Origin of the sequence: Clostridium sp. E02, assembly GCF_003833015.1 — a bacterium.
Lineage (GTDB): Bacteria > Bacillota > Clostridia > Lachnospirales > Lachnospiraceae > Lacrimispora.
Window position 1 is genome coordinate 33,706 of sequence record NZ_RJLQ01000007.1, and the last position, 16,638, is coordinate 50,343.

The 16,638-nt window shown below is 40.1% G+C and carries 20 protein-coding genes; 2 read left to right on the forward strand and 18 right to left on the reverse strand.

Going from position 1 to position 16,638, the window contains the following annotated elements:
* Nucleotides 1–111 precede the first annotated feature (111 nt).
* From EFT72_RS06470 to EFT72_RS06490, 5 genes are read right to left on the reverse strand one after another with little or no spacing between them, the layout of a single operon-like run.
* Nucleotides 112–1,188, reverse strand: a complete 1,077-nt coding sequence (locus EFT72_RS06470) for a LacI family DNA-binding transcriptional regulator (RefSeq protein ID WP_124066095.1) — start codon at nucleotides 1,186–1,188, stop codon at nucleotides 112–114.
* Complete coding sequence (gene glpK, locus EFT72_RS06475; RefSeq protein WP_124066096.1) at nucleotides 1,181–2,647, reverse strand: glycerol kinase GlpK; 1,467 nt, start codon at nucleotides 2,645–2,647, stop codon at nucleotides 1,181–1,183. The genes EFT72_RS06470 and glpK overlap by 8 nt, the downstream gene beginning before the upstream one ends.
* Nucleotides 2,644–3,588, reverse strand: coding sequence for a transketolase C-terminal domain-containing protein (locus EFT72_RS06480; RefSeq protein ID WP_124066097.1), 945 nt, complete (start codon nucleotides 3,586–3,588; stop codon nucleotides 2,644–2,646). The genes glpK and EFT72_RS06480 overlap by 4 nt, the downstream gene beginning before the upstream one ends.
* Entirely contained in the window at nucleotides 3,585–4,403 is an 819-nt protein-coding gene (locus tag EFT72_RS06485; RefSeq protein ID WP_124066098.1) for a transketolase, read from the reverse strand. The genes EFT72_RS06480 and EFT72_RS06485 overlap by 4 nt, the downstream gene beginning before the upstream one ends.
* A gap of 20 nt (nucleotides 4,404–4,423) precedes the next feature.
* Complete coding sequence (locus EFT72_RS06490) at nucleotides 4,424–5,824, reverse strand: L-fucose/L-arabinose isomerase family protein (RefSeq protein WP_124066099.1); 1,401 nt, start codon at nucleotides 5,822–5,824, stop codon at nucleotides 4,424–4,426.
* Between the two features lie 161 nt (nucleotides 5,825–5,985).
* On the opposite strand from EFT72_RS06490, the gene EFT72_RS06495 reads away from it, so the two are divergent.
* Entirely contained in the window at nucleotides 5,986–6,999 is a 1,014-nt protein-coding gene (locus EFT72_RS06495) for a LacI family DNA-binding transcriptional regulator (protein WP_124066100.1), read from the forward strand.
* 583 nt (nucleotides 7,000–7,582) lie between these two features.
* Here EFT72_RS06495 and spoVAE read toward each other — a convergent pair.
* From spoVAE to EFT72_RS06545, 12 genes are all read right to left on the reverse strand, one after another.
* Complete coding sequence (gene spoVAE, locus EFT72_RS06500) at nucleotides 7,583–7,939, reverse strand: stage V sporulation protein AE (RefSeq protein WP_124066101.1); 357 nt, start codon at nucleotides 7,937–7,939, stop codon at nucleotides 7,583–7,585.
* 30 nt (nucleotides 7,940–7,969) lie between these two features.
* A complete protein-coding gene (gene spoVAD / locus EFT72_RS06505) occupies nucleotides 7,970–8,983 on the reverse strand; it encodes a stage V sporulation protein AD (protein ID WP_124066102.1) in 1,014 nt (337 codons plus the stop codon).
* A gap of 33 nt (nucleotides 8,984–9,016) precedes the next feature.
* Nucleotides 9,017–9,469 (reverse strand): SpoVA/SpoVAEb family sporulation membrane protein, encoded by a 453-nt coding sequence (locus EFT72_RS06510; protein ID WP_124066103.1) that lies wholly within the window; start codon nucleotides 9,467–9,469, stop codon nucleotides 9,017–9,019.
* Nucleotides 9,470–9,493: 24 nt separating this feature from the next.
* Entirely contained in the window at nucleotides 9,494–9,922 is a 429-nt protein-coding gene (locus EFT72_RS06515) for a stage V sporulation protein AB (RefSeq protein WP_124066104.1), read from the reverse strand.
* A complete protein-coding gene (locus EFT72_RS06520) occupies nucleotides 9,912–10,538 on the reverse strand; it encodes a stage V sporulation protein AA (protein ID WP_124066105.1) in 627 nt (208 codons plus the stop codon). Before EFT72_RS06520 ends, EFT72_RS06515 begins: the two co-directional genes overlap by 11 nt.
* On the reverse strand, nucleotides 10,535–10,696 hold the full coding sequence (locus tag EFT72_RS19200; protein ID WP_164473098.1) for a hypothetical protein: 162 nt from the start codon (nucleotides 10,694–10,696) through the stop codon (nucleotides 10,535–10,537). The genes EFT72_RS06520 and EFT72_RS19200 overlap by 4 nt, the downstream gene beginning before the upstream one ends.
* A gap of 61 nt (nucleotides 10,697–10,757) precedes the next feature.
* The gene (gene sigF, locus EFT72_RS06525) at nucleotides 10,758–11,471 is read right to left on the reverse strand and encodes an RNA polymerase sporulation sigma factor SigF (protein WP_243109964.1); all 714 of its coding nucleotides are present in this window, start codon (nucleotides 11,469–11,471) and stop codon (nucleotides 10,758–10,760) included.
* Between the two features lie 5 nt (nucleotides 11,472–11,476).
* Entirely contained in the window at nucleotides 11,477–11,911 is a 435-nt protein-coding gene (gene spoIIAB, locus EFT72_RS06530) for an anti-sigma F factor (RefSeq protein ID WP_124066107.1), read from the reverse strand.
* Nucleotides 11,912–11,921: 10 nt separating this feature from the next.
* Entirely contained in the window at nucleotides 11,922–12,263 is a 342-nt protein-coding gene (locus EFT72_RS06535) for an anti-sigma factor antagonist (protein WP_124066108.1), read from the reverse strand.
* A 140-nt stretch (nucleotides 12,264–12,403) separates the two neighbouring features.
* Nucleotides 12,404–13,720: a hypothetical protein gene (locus EFT72_RS06540; RefSeq protein WP_124066109.1), complete on the reverse strand. Its 1,317-nt coding sequence runs from the start codon at nucleotides 13,718–13,720 to the stop codon at nucleotides 12,404–12,406.
* Nucleotides 13,721–13,731: 11 nt separating this feature from the next.
* Nucleotides 13,732–13,872 (reverse strand): hypothetical protein, encoded by a 141-nt coding sequence (locus tag EFT72_RS19205; RefSeq protein WP_164473099.1) that lies wholly within the window; start codon nucleotides 13,870–13,872, stop codon nucleotides 13,732–13,734.
* Nucleotides 13,865–15,190, reverse strand: coding sequence for a Mur ligase family protein (locus EFT72_RS06545; RefSeq protein ID WP_124066110.1), 1,326 nt, complete (start codon nucleotides 15,188–15,190; stop codon nucleotides 13,865–13,867). The genes EFT72_RS19205 and EFT72_RS06545 overlap by 8 nt, the downstream gene beginning before the upstream one ends.
* Before the next feature lie 405 nt (nucleotides 15,191–15,595).
* Between EFT72_RS06545 and EFT72_RS06550 the strand changes: the two genes are divergently transcribed.
* On the forward strand, nucleotides 15,596–16,210 hold the full coding sequence (locus EFT72_RS06550) for a DUF1836 domain-containing protein (RefSeq protein WP_124066111.1): 615 nt from the start codon (nucleotides 15,596–15,598) through the stop codon (nucleotides 16,208–16,210).
* A 64-nt stretch (nucleotides 16,211–16,274) separates the two neighbouring features.
* Here EFT72_RS06550 and EFT72_RS06555 read toward each other — a convergent pair whose 3' ends face one another.
* Nucleotides 16,275–16,574: a YerC/YecD family TrpR-related protein gene (locus EFT72_RS06555; protein ID WP_124066112.1), complete on the reverse strand. Its 300-nt coding sequence runs from the start codon at nucleotides 16,572–16,574 to the stop codon at nucleotides 16,275–16,277.
* Between the last annotated feature and the right edge of the window lie 64 nt (nucleotides 16,575–16,638).

The window sequence follows — 16,638 nt, forward strand, 5'->3', positions numbered from 1 at the left end:
CAATCCCCCTTGTGATTTTCTCCATATCACTGAAAATACCATAGTATAGGGCTATATATTTATATTTTATTTGTATAATTGTTATATATTTTTAAATTTTATTTAAAAACACTATTTATAAATGTATTTGGTTTTGTCGATTACACTTTCCCCCTCTAACAACCTGGTCTTGTAATAAACCCGGACCATCTCTCCCTCCTCATTTTGTATATGGCGGATCAAATGACTCATGGCTGCTTTATGCCTCATCGTATGGGTACCTTTTATTAATGTAAGGTTTATACCAGGTATACTAAGCTTTGGCAGTGCATCAAAACCAATCAATGATATTTCTTTGGGTACCCGTATATTCCTCTCTAAAAGAGCCTTGCTTACCCCCAGGGATATCACGGAACTTTCAAGGACAAAAGCTGTTGTTTTCCTAAGTCCTTCATTTAAATACTGGTTCATGGATTCATACACTTCATCAATCTGATTCCCTAAGCGGATAATACGGCTGCTTCCAGTACTACAGTGCCTCTTTTCCATTTCTTCGACAAATGCCTCTCTCCGCTCTGTAAAGTTAAAGATGTCAACCTTCTCTGCTAAATAGGTAATATGGCTGTGCCCCTTATCAACCAGATAATCAACCGCTCTGCAGATTCCCTCTCTATTGTCAATAAGAAAGCTGTCCATCCCCTGCTCATAAAATAGATTATCACCAACCACCATAGGAATTTTAAGCTGCCCAAAGGGATAAATATCACTATAATTCATTTCCGCTGCCATCATATAGATTCCCTTTACATCACTTTTCTTGTATTTATCTAATAATTTCTCTAGATTTCCTGATTTTTCATAAAAAACCTGATAGTCAAACCGGTATCCCGCTTTATTACATATGTGTTCAAAATCATCAAAAAGCAGAGGGTCCCGCCTGCTTTCCCTCTGCTTTAAAATAATCCCATGCTTAATATAGTTAAGCATGAGAACCGTCCCTTTACTTTCTTTATACTCAACCATTAACTTGCAATTATTTTTCTCTTCTTCCATCAAAATGTAATTCTGGACTCTTTTTCTTGTTGTAGATTTTACCCCTGGTTTGTTATTTAACACCAGAGAAACGGTCGCCGGAGATATTCCAAGCGCCGCAGCAATATCCTTTGCTTTTAGCCGCATTGCTTTGTCCTCTCTTTCATGATTATTCAAAGCCACCTACATTTTTGCAGACCAGATCTACCCCTTCCTTCCAGCGATTTCTTTTCTGGTTTCGGCTGTCTATCTCCATATGACTATTATAATTATTATAATTGATATTAGCAAATATTTTGTCCCGGTCATAAATTCCTGCTGCTATTCCTGCCATATAGGCAGCCCCGATTGCAGAAAGTTCTTCCTGTTTGGATACCCGCATACGGATATTTGATATATCAGACTGGAACTGCATTAGATAGCGGTTATTTACAGGTCCACCATCTGCGCAAAGTTCTTTTAGAATTTTCTTGCTGTCTTTTTCCATGGCAGTCAGTACGTCTGCTACCTGAAAGGCAATGCTCTCAACTGCTGCCTTTACAAACTCAGCCCTGCCCGTTGTTCGGCTCATACCCAAAATCATAGCTCTGGCATCTTCCCTCCAGTACGGTGCAGAAAGACCCGTAAATGCTGGAATTAAAACTGCAGTATCATCTTGATTTGCTTTTTTCACCAGTTCTTCCGTCTCCTCATCAAAACGAATGAGACCCATCTCATTTTTCAGCCAGGAAATTACGGCTCCTGCATAATTAATATTTCCCTCCAAAACGTATTCTACTCGTCCGTTAATTCCCCAGGCTAGAGATGTGGCTAAACCTGCGCTGCTTTTTATAAACGAAGTCCCTGCGTTCATCATAATCGAAGAGCCCGTACCATAGGTTACCTTTGCCTGCCCCGGCATATGGCACCCCTGACCGAACAAGGCAGCGTGGGAATCTCCCATTACACCATAAATAGGAACAGGAAAATCAAAATATCCCTCAAAATCCGTATATCCAAAACAGGAATTGCTGTCACAGACTGTAGGAAGTGCCGCAACTGGTATTCCAAACATATGGCATAATTCCTGATCCCATTCTAGGGTATGAAGGTTAAACAACTGAGTCCTTGAAGCATTGGAGTAATCCGTCAAAAAGCTTCGTCCATTTGTAAGCCTATAAATCAGATAACTATCCATTGTTCCCAGACAATATGGTTCCTTTATAGAAACATTTTCTATCAACCAGGCCATTTTTGCCGATGGAAAATAAGGAGAAAGGGGAAGACCTGTCTTCTCATAAATAACCGAACTGCTGTTTACAAATCGGTCAGCGATTTTGGCTGCCCGACTGCATTGCCAGACAACCGAAGGGGCAAGCGGATCTCCATTCTGGTTCCAAACAGCAGTCGATTCTCTTTGGTTACTGATTCCTACCGCTGCCACGTTCTCTCTTTTTAGGTCGAAACGATTCATTATTTCCTTTACCGTTAGAATTGTGTTTTCATAAATTTCCGTCAGGTCATGAGATACCCATCCCTTTCCGTTGACAATCTGCCTGTGTTTTCGATCTGCTCTGCCTTTCAGACTCCCTGTTTCATCAAATAGTACTGCTTTGGTTCCCTGTGTACTCTGGTCTATTGCAATTACATATTTCATCTTTCCAGCCTCTGACTTAACCCGTTTCGTACTGCCTTTTTCATTCCCTGTTCATCTAGACCATAATGTCTGAATATCTCATGATTGGTGCCTGCTATGATATGCCCGTCAGGAAGAGCCAGGTTCACCACCTTTTTTGGACTGTTGGCCGATACAATCTGTGCTACCATGCTCCCAAGACCTCCGTAAGGGGAGTGTTCCTCTGCTGTTACAATTAAATCAACCTTCCCAGCTGCTTCAATCACAGTTCTCTCATCCATTGGCTTCAAACAGTACATATCTATTACTCCAACACGATACCCCTCATTTTCCAGCTCATTAGCTGCTTTTACTGCATAAGGAACCAGCTCTCCGCATGAAATAATAACTGCATCCGTTCCTTTTTTAATCACATTGGCCTGGTCCAATTTAAAATCCATATTTTCTTTATAGACATCCTCTGTTGCTGAACGGCTAACCCTAACGTAAGCAGGTTTTTCATCCTCAATAAGTGATTCAATGAGTTTTCTGGTCTGAAAGCGGTCAGAGGGAAGATAAACCCGCATATCCGGCAGACTGGCCATAGCGGCGATATCCTGGCAGGAATGATGGGTCATGCCAAGAGCTCCGTAACTGACACCGCCACTGATTCCGATTAGCGTAACATTGGTTTTTGAGTAGGCCACATCAACTTTTACCTGTTCGTAACTTCTGGTGGACAAAAAGCTTGCAGGGGAAGCAGCAAAAACTTTTTTCCCACAGGAAGCAAGACCAGCAGACACGGAAACTAGATTCTGCTCTGCGATTCCCATCTCAACAAACTGTTTTGGGTATTGCTCTGCAAACGGTGCGAGGGACGCTGAGCCTCTGGAGTCTGAACATACTACCACGATGTCCCGATCCTCTTTTGCCGCTTTCATAAGTGTATCACAAATCACCTGTCGGTTTGTTGTCTGATTCATGCTAGCACCCCCTCTAATTCTTCCACTGCTTTCCTATATTGTTCCTCTGTCATAACACCATGATGCCATTTCTTCTGATTTTCCATAAATGACACCCCTTTTCCTTTTGTTGTATGTGCCAGAATCGCAGAAGGACAACCCTTTTTTGATTCAGCATTCCTGTAGGCATCTTGAAGCTGCTTGCAGTCATTTCCATTTTCCACCTCTATAATATTCCAGCCAAATGCCTTAAACTTATCCCCCAAATCATCACTTTTCATGGTTTCCATTGTCGTTCCGCTGATCTGAAGACCATTTAAGTCAACCGTTGCGCACAAATTGTCCAGACCATAATGTCCAGCAGCCATCATTGCCTCATAATTAGATCCCTCTGCCATTTCACCATCTCCCAATACCACATAGGTCCTATACGACTGGTCATCCATTCTGGCTGCAAGTGCCATTCCTACACCTAACGAAAGTCCGTGCCCCAGTGATCCAGAATTAATCTCAATTCCAGGCACATCCATAGTGGGGTGACCAATAAATTTAGATCCGAATTTGCTAAATGTATCTATGGCTTTCTGCTTGTCAAAAAAACCCACATCTCCCAGAATCATGTAAAGTGCGTCTGTACAATGCCCCTTACTTAACAAAAATCGGTCACGGTCCTTTTGCATCCAGTTTTGGGGGCTGACATTCATCACTTCAAAATAAAGCACGGTTAAGATATCAATCACACTTAAATCTCCGCCGATATGACCGGCTTTCGACCGATATATTTCCTCAATTACGTCTCTTCGAAGTTCATAAGCTTTCCTTGTGAGTCTGTCCATGTTTTATACCCGTCCTTTCCTTATTCTCCTCGTATCCACGCTTTTACTTCTTCATAATTATTATCATATAGATCCGGCATAATTCCCAAATACTTACATGCCTCAAACAGCACTGGTACAACATCTTTATGAATGCCTACGCAATGATGGATATAAGGTCCTTCTACAATTTTGGCCTCAAGCCTCTTTAAATTCTCAACTTCCACCCATACATAGGTACCCTTGGTATAGGGTCCCTCTATCCCCTTTGCATTTCCAAGTAGCAGACTGTAGTCTCCATTATCCCCATCAAAGCGACAAAGTGTCATTTCCCCCAGCTTTGCCTGAGCTTCCACAGCTCCTGGATGGCTAAACGCAAGGGGATACCCGATGGTCGGCTTACACGCCGCACAAGAAAGGGGCCAGGGTCCGCAGTGCTGTAACAGTTCTCCATTCTCATTGTCAGGATGTCGTATTGTCCAATCTGCGAAAAATGTTCTTGTTTCATCAAGTCCTGCCGCTTCACACATAATTGCTGTAATTGCTCCGTGAATATCCGTCTCACATACAACAGGAAGTCCCTCTTCGTTTAATAGGCTATTGGCTGCACAGGGCATGATCCCAATCTCATCCTGGAGTGAATTCCAGCACTGTATGGCTATTGCGTTACAGCCATAACGGTCTGCCAGAGCTTTCATAGCTGCCTTCAGCGCTGCCACTGTTTTTAAATCTTCCTCTTTTATGCCTACTTGAAAATTTTCTTTACAGTAATTTACAATCTCCTGAATTTTTTCTCCATCCTCTTTTACCCGATTCATCTCCCTAGTCAGCTCCGGCATAGGGATGGGAGCAAGCTGGATATTGAATTTCTCAAGCAGCTCGCCTTCATTGCACATCGTGGACCAGAAATCGAAGGGCCTTGGTCCGATCTGAAGAATACGGGTCTTTTTAAATGCCTTTACCACATTGCATACAGCTATAAAATTTGTGATACCTCTTAAAAAAGCCTCATCCTCTAAGCGGCAATTGCATAAATAGGTAAAAGGAATTTGAAACCTCCGAAGAACCTTTCCAGTTGCAAACAGCCCACACTGACTGTCACGAAGACGAATCCCATTCTCATCTGGTCTTTCATCTCTCGGTCCCCATAGAAGTACCGGCACGTTGCATTCTCTACAAAGTCTGGCCACCTCATACTCTGTCCCAAAATTGCCATGTGGGATGAATAGACCATCGATCTTTTTAGACTTAAATTTCTCTAAAATCTTTATTCTATCCTCTTCCTTATGTAGCAAACCATCTTCTGAGATATCCATGATATCTACAAAAGTGACTCCCATTTCCTCTAACTTTTTTCTGGTTAAATCCGCATACTTTACTGCATCCGGTGCAGAGAATATACTTCTTCTGGTTGGTGCAAATCCCAATACTACGTTCGTCATACACATCTCTCCTTTTTTAACTGGTTACTACTATTATTTACTGATATTAAATTAATTACAATTTATAATTAAGTAAAATGCAGTATTTTTGTTGACTTAATTTACTTAATCTGTTAAGTTGATAGAAAAGAAGTCTGTAAACAAGAAAGGAGCCTATACTAATGTCTATAACAGCAAAAGATCTTGCTAAACTACTTAACCTATCGGAAGCGGCAATCTCCATGGCTCTTAACCATAAACCAGGGGTCAGCACTCAAACAAGAAAAAAAGTCATTGAGTCTGCCAAAAAATATAATTATGATTTTTCAAGGATAAAAGAAAACTCCGTAAGCACCACCCCTCATGGTATGATACAATTTATCATATATAAGAAAAACGGTGCCGTAGTTTCCGATACCCCATTCTTCTCCCAATTATCAGAGGGAATTGATGCTGGTTGCAAAGAGGCCTGTTATTATTTGAATATATCTTATCTTTATGAAGAAGATGATATCCCTTCCAAGGTCGCTGATATGGTGCGCTTGGGATGCCGGGGGATTCTGCTTCTGGGAACAGAGATGGCAGAAGAAGATATAAAACCATTTTTGAACCTCCCTATACCTGTTGTAGTCGTAGACACCTATTTTGAAAGTCAGAGCACAGACTGTGTCGTAATTGATAATGTACAGGGCGCATTTTTTGCAGCAAACTATTTGATCCGAAAAAGAAAAAATCAGCCGGGATATTTAAAATCCTCTTACCCGATAAAAAATTTCGAGCAGAGATCGGATGGATTCTATCAAGCAGTCAAAAAAAACGGCATGTCTATTTCCAATACAAAGGTCCATAAATTATCACCATCTATGGATGGTGCCTATGCCGATATGGCTGCTATTTTAAAACAGGGAGAACTCCCGGCTGACTGTTACTTTGCAGACAACGATCTCATTGCAGCCGGGGCCATCAAAGCACTGAAGGAAAATGGATACCTGATTCCCAAAGATGTTGCCGTAGTTGGTTTTGATAATATGCCCTTATGTACCTTTTTAGATCCTCCCCTTACCACCATTCATGTTCCCAAGCAATATATGGGAATGATGGCTGCAAGGCGTATGGCAGAACTGATCCAAGAAACAGCCTCATACCCCATAAAAATTGAAATCAGTACCACCTTGGTCCATCGAAAATCTACTTAATTTTTATTTATTGCTCAACCTTTACAATGGATTTTTAATACCAAAAAAGGTGTGGTTTCCCACTCCTTTCAGACTGTAGACAAAATGGTATGATACTCTGCCTATACGATGTAACTGGATTGGTTGGAAAAAAAGCTTTCTCAAAAAAAGTCTTTTCAAATTCTTCATTTATTGTGAATAAATCTGTTAAGGCTATTAATTTCAAAGATTGTAGATCTATATTAAGAGAGTACAAGTTAGTGGTTGGATTACTCCTAACATACATAACATAGTAACAACAACATATCTAACAAATTTTCTTTTCGTAATAATCTCCATTCCGCGCGCCTTTGGGCGCGGCTCCCGGCATCAATATCCGATCCCATTATTTTACTGAATTGATATCCGTTTTTTTCTACAATTTTCTTAACACTTTTTAGGTATTAAATAAAAACGAGATCAAATGCAGATTTTTTGCATGAATGACTTAGTACCGTAGACAATGGAATAAAGCCATATACACAAAAAAATCGGTGCTACGACTTGCGTCTTAACACCGATTTGTCTACAGTCTGAAAGGAGTGGTATACCACTTCTTTTTTTCTCAACTTTTCATTTTTGGCTTAAATAAAATGGATCCCAGATAACCAAATATCAAAGCACCTGAAATACCGACTGCACTTGAGGTAAATCCACCTTTAAAAATCCCCAAGAAGCCATCCTCCCCCAGACTCTTCCAGACCCCTTTCCACAAGGTGTTTCCAAATCCCAAAAGGGGAACTGTAGCTCCGGCACCTGCCCATTCGGCAAATGGTTCATAGATACCAATGGCACCCAGTATCGTTCCAGAAACTACCAAAAGAACCATAATCCTGCCGGGCATTAATTTGGTATTATCCATTAATATCTGTATTACAGCACAAATTGCTCCCCCTACTACGAACGCTCTTACGTAATCCATAAATGCCTCCTTTATCGAATCACTTTCATTTTACCCAATATGCTCAATTACGACAGCATGGGCGATTCCTGGTATTGATTCTCCCTCATTAAAACTTATGGTCGAAAGAAGGGATCCTGTGGGAATAAACAGGACTCGTTTCCAGGTTCCATCTTTCACTTTAGGAAGAATATAAGAACAAAGAGTCGATGCGGAACAACCGCAGCCACTCCCTCCTGCATGCGTATCCTGAGATTGTGGATCATAAATTTCCAATCCGCAGTCTGTATGAACGGAGTCCAAATTATGCCCTTTATTTCTCATGAAATCCAGTAAAATGGATCTTCCTACCTCACCCAAATCTCCCGTTATGATTTTATCATAATACGATTCATCCACATGAAAATCTTCAAAATTCTGCTGAATGGTATGAAATGCAGCCGGAGCCATGGCTGCCCCCATATTCATGGAATCTTTAATCCCCATATCCACCATTTTGCCTGTTGTAATCCCAGTAATTGCAGCAATCCCGTCTTTTCGATGTTTGCTAAGTACAACGCAGCCACATCCAGTAACTGTCCACGAAGAGGATAAAGGTCTCTGGCTGCCATATCCAAGTGGAAAACGAAACTGTTTTTCGGCCGTTGCAAAATGGCTCGATGCCATAGCCAGAACTTTATCCGCATATCCAGCCGCTACCGTCATCGCTCCTAAATTCAGTGCTTCCCCCATTGTGGAACAGGCCCCGAATAATCCAAACAACGGAATCTCTAAGTCTACAGTACCAAAAGAAGTAGCAATCAGCTGTCCAAGTAAATCTCCAGCAAATAGATATCGAATATCTTTTTTTCTAATGTCTCCTTTTTCAATTGCAAGATCTGCCGTCTGCTTTTGAAGCGCACTTTCTGCTTTCTCCCATGTTTCTGCACCAAACATGTCATCTTGTTCCACAACATCAAACAATTTCCCCAGAGGACCTTCTCCTTCTTTTTTTCCAACCACGGAAGCCATACTTTCAATAATCGGAGGTTCTTCAAATTTAATACTTGCCTTTCCTACCTGCATGATTTTCTCTCCATTTCTCTTCCAGTTTCTTTACTACAGTATACCAAAAGCCTTGAGCACATAAGCAATGACCCCCAGAATCCATGAGCTTAGTATCCCATATAATATTACGGGACCGGCAATGGTGAATATTTTACACCCAATCCCAAACACCTGTCCTTCTGCTTTAAATTCCACTGCCGGAGCAACCACTGAATTTGCAAATCCTGTAATTGGAACCAATCCTCCTGCTCCACCAAATTTTACAATTTTAGAATAAAGATTCAGACCGGTTAAAATCACACTGGCTGCGATCAAGATTAAGAGAGTCCAGGCAGAAGCTGCTTCTTTTTCCACTCCCATATTCATAATCAGATTTGTGGTAACCTGTCCAATCGTACAAATAATTCCACCCACGAAAAACGCTTTGATCAGATTCGGCCATTTTTTATGCACCGGAGTCATTTCCTTTACATATGCTTCATATGCTTTTTTATTTACTTCCATTATTCCCCTCCAATCTTAAATCTGTTATTTCTGCCCAAACCGTTCTGCAAAAAACAACAGAGATCCGGTTAGTTTACCAAGCGCAATCGATAGAATGATATACTGAAGCCCTACCCCCAGATTCAATCTCCGACTGATTACTGGAAGCGCCTTTAACGTCTCAGCCAGGGACATAACCAGACAGCCTACAAATATGCCTACCGCTAATCCAAAAACACCTAAAAACGTAAAACCTCCCAGTCCAATTGGTATTTTGTAAAGATCACTTACGTTTCCAAGAACACCGCCTAGAATGATACAAGATTCGTAAAGCATAATGTGTTCATTGGTATGTGTTTTTCCAATCAATCTGGGAAATACTCCAATTATAGCCAAAAATGCAAAAACGCCGGCTGCTATAATGCCGCCAGCGCTTAGTCCCACTAATAAAAGAATTGCTTCTTTAATTAACATCAATATCCGACTCCTTTCTTCCATCATTTTGTATGAGAGTCTTACTGATATTGTCCTCATAAAGTCGCATTTCCACCTCCAACGGCGTTGGATCGGTATTTATCTTAAATTTCGAAAAATGGTTGAAAAACAGTATAATACCCAGTGCCAGTCCAACGGAATATCCAATCTCCAAGATTGTAAAACCACTGGATTCCTGTCTCATGATTATTTTGTAAATCTCGTTAAAAACAGTTGGAACACTTACATCATTATTAAATGTTATGATGGCAAATGCCGCCCCACAGAAACAGATAATACAGACAAAAATGGTTTTAAACCACTGCAAAACCCAGTTGGTTTTTTTTTTCTTATGATAATCAATGATGAATTTCACTTCACCAATGTTATTAATTTGAAGGGTTTTATCCATCTCCAGCAGCTTTTTTATTACATCGAGTGTGCTTTCGATGTAACGCTTATTCTGGTCCATATGAATGGTTTTAATCCGTAGGGCTTTGCACTTGTTCATCACCGCCGAATCATCGCAGAATACATCGGCTACGTCCTTTAACTGAATCTCCTTATGGTGAACTTCTGTTATCTCACTGATATTGATATACACTGTTTTGCTCATGAAATCAGCCTCACAATTCCTGGTACGGCCTCAACAAGAGTCCCCTCCTTTTGTACACGATCCGGCATGACAGCGATCATATACCAGATTGCTGCTGCGACAACAATCAAACTGATCACAAGGATCGCCATCACAACCTTATGCTTTATGGATTCCATACGTGCTCACATCCTTTTTTTGTACTTCAAAATTAGTATGAGCCGTATCATTTTTTTTATTCTATAATTTTTCACGCATTTGCTTTAAAATCTTTTTTTCCAGCCTGGATACCTGAACCTGCGAAATTCCAAGCTTTGACGCAATCTGACTCTGTGTCTCATTATAATAATAACGTCTGATAATAATTTCCCTGTCTTTATCTGATAATTCAGTAACCAGATCCCGAAGCAGCATTCGATTAAGGAGCTCTTCCTGGGCGGAATTTTCTTCTTCAATTTTATCGATAAGTTGAATGCTGTTTTCATCATTTTTATTAACAGAGCGATATAAAGATTCCACCTCCGCCCCTGCTTCTATGGATGCCGCCACTTCTTCTTTGCTGGTCCCAATTTTACCAGCGATTTCTTCAACCGTAGGTTCCCTCCCAAAACGATAGATCAGTTCTTCTCTGACAGTCTTTACTTTTAACCCCATTTCTTTAATCGACCGGCTTACCTTTATCATTCCATCATCTCTTAGAAACCGTTTAATCTCTCCTGTGATCATTGGAACCGCATAAGTGGAAAATCTCACTTCATAAGATAAATCAAATTTATCTATGGCTTTCATTAAACCGATGCTTCCAATCTGAAACAAATCCTCCGGCTCATAACCACGCCCTGTAAACCTGCGTACAATACTCCAAACCAGCCCGAAATTGTCGGTTACAAGCTGGTCCCTTGCCGCTTTATCTCCATCGTGAGCCATCTGTATCAATCTCATGGTCTCATCCATATGGCTCACCCGTTTATCTTCTTTTTCATCGTCACAGCGGTTCCTTCATCTGGTGTGGATATTACTTCCACTTCATCCATAAATGCTTCCATAAAAGAAAATCCCATTCCAGATCGAGCCCCATCCGGATCTGTGGTATACATCGGCTCCATCGCCAGTTTAATATCTGGGATTCCGATTCCTGTATCTTTTATGGTTATGATGATGTCCTGATGATCGACCCCTACTTCTAAATAGATGATTCCTCCATTTCCCTGATACCCATGGATGACTGCATTGGTTACAGCCTCCGACACGGCTGTCTTAACGTCATCCACCTCTTCTATCGTTGGATTTAATCTCGCCATAAAAACAGCCACTGCCACTCTGGCAAATTCTTCATTCTTTGACAGGGCCTCCACTTCCATTTTCAGAATTTCTGGTTTATTCTGTTCTGACATACGTTCCTCCTCAACCTGTGACTGCTGCTTCCTTAGAGTCATATAATTTCATTAATTTTAAAATTCCTCCCATTTTTAAAATCCGGAGTGTGCGGGGTGTTACCCCATAAATTGTGACAATGCCTCCACTTAAGGCCATTTGTTTATAACGATTGAGTAATATCCCAATTCCCGAAGAATCCATAAACCTGGTGTTTGAAAAATCAAATACAATCCGTTTAATATAGTTTTCCGAAAGAATAAGGTCCGTCTCATATTTAAGTCCGGAACATTTATGGTGATCTAGTTCTTCCGGCAAATGAACAATAAGAGCCTGTCCATCTGCTTCATATGTAAAGAATGGTTGATTCATATGCAATACTCCTCCATTTCTTATTGTCTGACCGCAATCCCTAAGAAGAGTGTTTCATTGCAGCAATTAATCCGGTTGAAGAAAAAAAGACACCACAAAAAGATTCCTCTTCTGTCGCGTCTTTTTTCGATATCTGCTACCTAAAAACCTCGTTCTGATTTTGCCTTCGCAGATAACTCTTCATCTTTGCTGTTATTTATGATATCAGAAAACAGTCCATTGGCCTGATCTTTCTGATCCAATCCTTTGTATATGACAGCGGACTTAAATTTCGCCTCCCAGCTGTCAGGTTTTAACTCAATGCATTTGGCATAATATGTAAGTGCTGTTTGTTGGTCTCCCGAAGACACTGCTTTGTCTCCCAATCCCTCCAAAATGGGGCACCCCTTTTCCGTCATATCTTTCTTAATCTCTACTATAATTGCCTGTACATCTGTGGAAGCAATTAGATCTGGGTTTAAAACGGCATATATCTTAACTGCAGATGTAAATTCATCTTTTTTATATGCCTGCAAAATTCCAATCACAGCCTGATATTGGGCAAGTATACTGTCAGAATCATTCGTCATGGATGCAAGAGATTCTTCGGCTTTGCTCTTATCTGCCATCAATGTCTCTATCTGATCTGATAAGCTATCCACCTTTTGATTGGACTGACTTAATTCTTCGCTGTATTTTAACATCTCTTTGTTATGCTTTACATTGATGGATTTGGTGATTGCTGGCATAACCCAGAAAAACACAACTGCAGCACCAAGTAAAAGCCCGGCCAAAATATTAAGAACTGCCTGATCTCTGGTGTTTTCCTTATAACTCGGCGGTATAATCACATCATCATCTTCCATCTGCCTATGGGAGATCACACTCTTAAGTTTTCTTTTTTCCGGTTCCCGCTCTGTTTTCACATTTACACCGAATTTTTTCACCAAAGTCTTATAATACAGTGCTATTTTATGGTTCCGGTCAATCTGCAGCACCCTACTTATGGATTTCCCGGCTTTTTGATACTCTTCCCTACCCATACACAAAAGTGCAAACAATAACTGGGCTTTTAGATAGTTGGGCTTACTTTCTATTACTTTATTCAGCTGTAAAATGGCGAGATCTTCACTGCCACTCTGGCAATAAATCAATGCCTGATTAAACCGGCGAATTGTTTTACGTTCTAAATCCATGGTCCCTTTTTTCCGTTGTATCTCACCTAAGTAATCGTCTGCCCGGTTATCCTGGGCTTGCAAATTCATGCTAATTACCCACTGAACTAGTGCATCTCCCACTTCTCCGATTTCGTAGTAAATAAGTCCCAATAAATTTCTGGCATCTGTCATATATTTGTTAAAATGCAGACTTTTTTTCAGACTTTCTGCTGCTCCTGAAAGATCTCTGAGCCTTGCCTGTTCCAGGCCTTTGTTATAATAGCTATTTGCTATTACGCGGGTTTTTCTTTGATAATCCATATAGCAACCGCCTATTCTTTGCTGACTTCTTTGATTAAATCCATCATCAGATCATTCATATCGGTTAAATCACTTCTGACAATGGCATCTTCTACGGCATCCACCTCAAGGCTCGGCCTATATTTATCAATCTCAGCTTCAAAATCAATCATAACCATTCCTCCTTAATACTGCTTTTATCTCCCCGATTAAATAAAGGGATCCGACACAAAATAGCAAATGTCCTTCATCCAGATTACGAAGCATAGATAAAAATGCTTCTTCTACCTCCTCAAATCTTTCAACCTCACACTCGTGGGGGGCTTCAAACTCTTCGAACAAAATTCCTGTCTTAAGTCCTCTCTCAGAACTTATATGAGCAACTGCAGCTAAATCAAGAGGTAGCAATCTGGTGATTTTGTGGATCATCTTATGGTGGTCTTTCCCAATAACGGCTGAAAATAATACAAATGCACGTTTCTTTCTCCTCATGCACAAATCCGCAGCTGTCTTTATAAACGCTTCAATCCCTCCTGGATTATGTGCCCCATCTAAGAATACTCCTGGCAACACTTCTTCCATTCTACCTGGCCAGTGCATGCTGGCATAACCACTTATCAGCCATTGGTTAAAAACTTCTGGATTTTCATTCTCAAAAAGCCCAGATACCTCCAATGCCCGAAGTGCCAAAAGTCCATTCCTTACCTGATAATCTGCAGGAGATGGAATAAACAGGGAAACAAAGTCCCCCTCTTTCTTTTGCAAAGAGGCATGAATCCCCGTTTCATTTATATTGTTAATGGTGTATGCATGCCTGTCCATGGAATAGCAAGGCGAATGGAGTTTACTTGCTCTGTCTTTTATAACAGAAACAGCTTTCTGATCATTTCCATCATATACAACCGGAACCCCTTCTTTTATGATTCCTGCTTTTTCCATTGCTATCTTTTCTATGGTATCACCAAGAATTTCCGTATGGTCTAGACTAATGGAAGTAATTACAGCCACCATGGGATTTCGAATTACATTCGTAGTATCCAATCTTCCTCCCATACCGGTTTCTAAAATCACAACCTCCATCTTCTCTTTCTGAAACATTGAAAGAGCCATATAAAACAAAAACTCAAAATAAGATGGGTGGTTATACCCTTTGTCCATCATTTTCTCTACAAGTACCCGAACTGTACTAAAACTATCTAAAAACACGTTCCAAGACGTTTTCTCTCCCTGAATCATAAAACGTTCTCTAATCTCCAGCAAATGTGGGGATGTAAAAGTTCCCACTCTATACCCCGCCTTTAGAAGTACGGATTGAAGAAACGCACAGACGGATCCTTTGCCATTGGTTCCGGCAACATGAATAATCTTCATCCCCTCATCCGGTTCCCCCATCTCTTTTAGAAAGATGCGAATATCCTCCAGAGAATTTTTCTTTCTGGTCCACATAGGTATCTGACTCAGATAATCTACAGCCGCTTCCTTCACTGTCATCTAAAAGTACCAACTTCCATCCTAACATTTATTCGAAGTCTTACAAACTTCCTCAATTTATTATAATATAAGTCTGCTAATATGCAACCCATTTCTTTCGCAAAAAATCCTTAAATTCTACAAACCTCTGATTTTTTGTCCTTTTTATACAAAAAAAGAGTACAATCCCAGAATTTATTCTTAATTATCCCTTCGTCGTGTACTCTCTGTATGTCTGTATCTTTTATCGTTATGGATCTCCTTTTCATTTTTAACTGTTAATTCTAGATTAACATACATTCTAAAAATGTCAAGAAACTGTTTTATAAGGTTTTTCCTCTTGTCATCTGGTATTGAATACTATATAATATGATGAAGGGATTTATTAATCCTAGTGTTTGCCATGCTGCACAGAACGGAGGAACTATGAAGACCAATGAAGAAAGAATGCAGGATGTCTTAAAGCATCTAGACCAATTAAACCATATCAAACCAGATACCATACCAAATATTGATCTATATATGGACCAAGTCACTACGTTCATGGATGAACATTTAAAAAAGACGAAACGCTATCCGGAAGATAAAGTTCTTACAAAAACCATGATTAATAATTATGCGAAGAACAATCTGCTCCCTGCTCCCGTGAAAAAGAAGTATGCCAAAGAACATATGGTACTACTTATCTTTATATATTATTTTAAAAATCTAATATCCTTTCATGATATCGAGCAACTGTTCCGCCCACTGACCGAGAAACATTTTAGTTCTTCCAATGGTTTGCCCTTTGAAGAGATATACAGCGCAATTTTATCTCAGGAGGAAGAAGAATTAGAACATATAAAGGATGATATCATTCAAAAGTATCATCACTCTTCTAAAACATTTGAAGGAAAAGGGTTAGAGGATGGGGACCTTGAATATATGCGCCTGTTTTCCTGGATCTGTGAACTTTCTTTTGATGTTTATTTAAAAAAACAGGTGATTGAACGGTTAATTGATGATCTTGGTGATACGGAGCCGACTAAAAAGAAAAAGTAATGTCTTATTTTCTATAAGATAAAAAGCAGGAGACAGTACCTTCTACGGTATGTCCCCTGCTTTCTTATTCTTCTTTGCTATCATCTAATCGCTTAAATACCATATCATAGCCGTCGTTTCCATAATTTAAGGAACGATTAACCCGACTGATCGTTGCGGTAGACGCTCCTGTTTTTTCTGCTATCTCTAAATAGGTACGACCTTCTCTTAGCATTTTAGCCACCTCATACCTTTGAGATAAACTTAACAGTTCATTCACGGTACACACATCCTCGAAAAATGTATAACAATCTTCTGGTGTCTTTAGAGTTAAAATGGCCTCAAACAGATGATCAACGGCATCTGTCTTAATTTTCTTATTCATATTATCGTTCAATCCCCTTTATATTCCTTTGCTCTTATTGTAAGTTTAACATACTAAAGTTGTA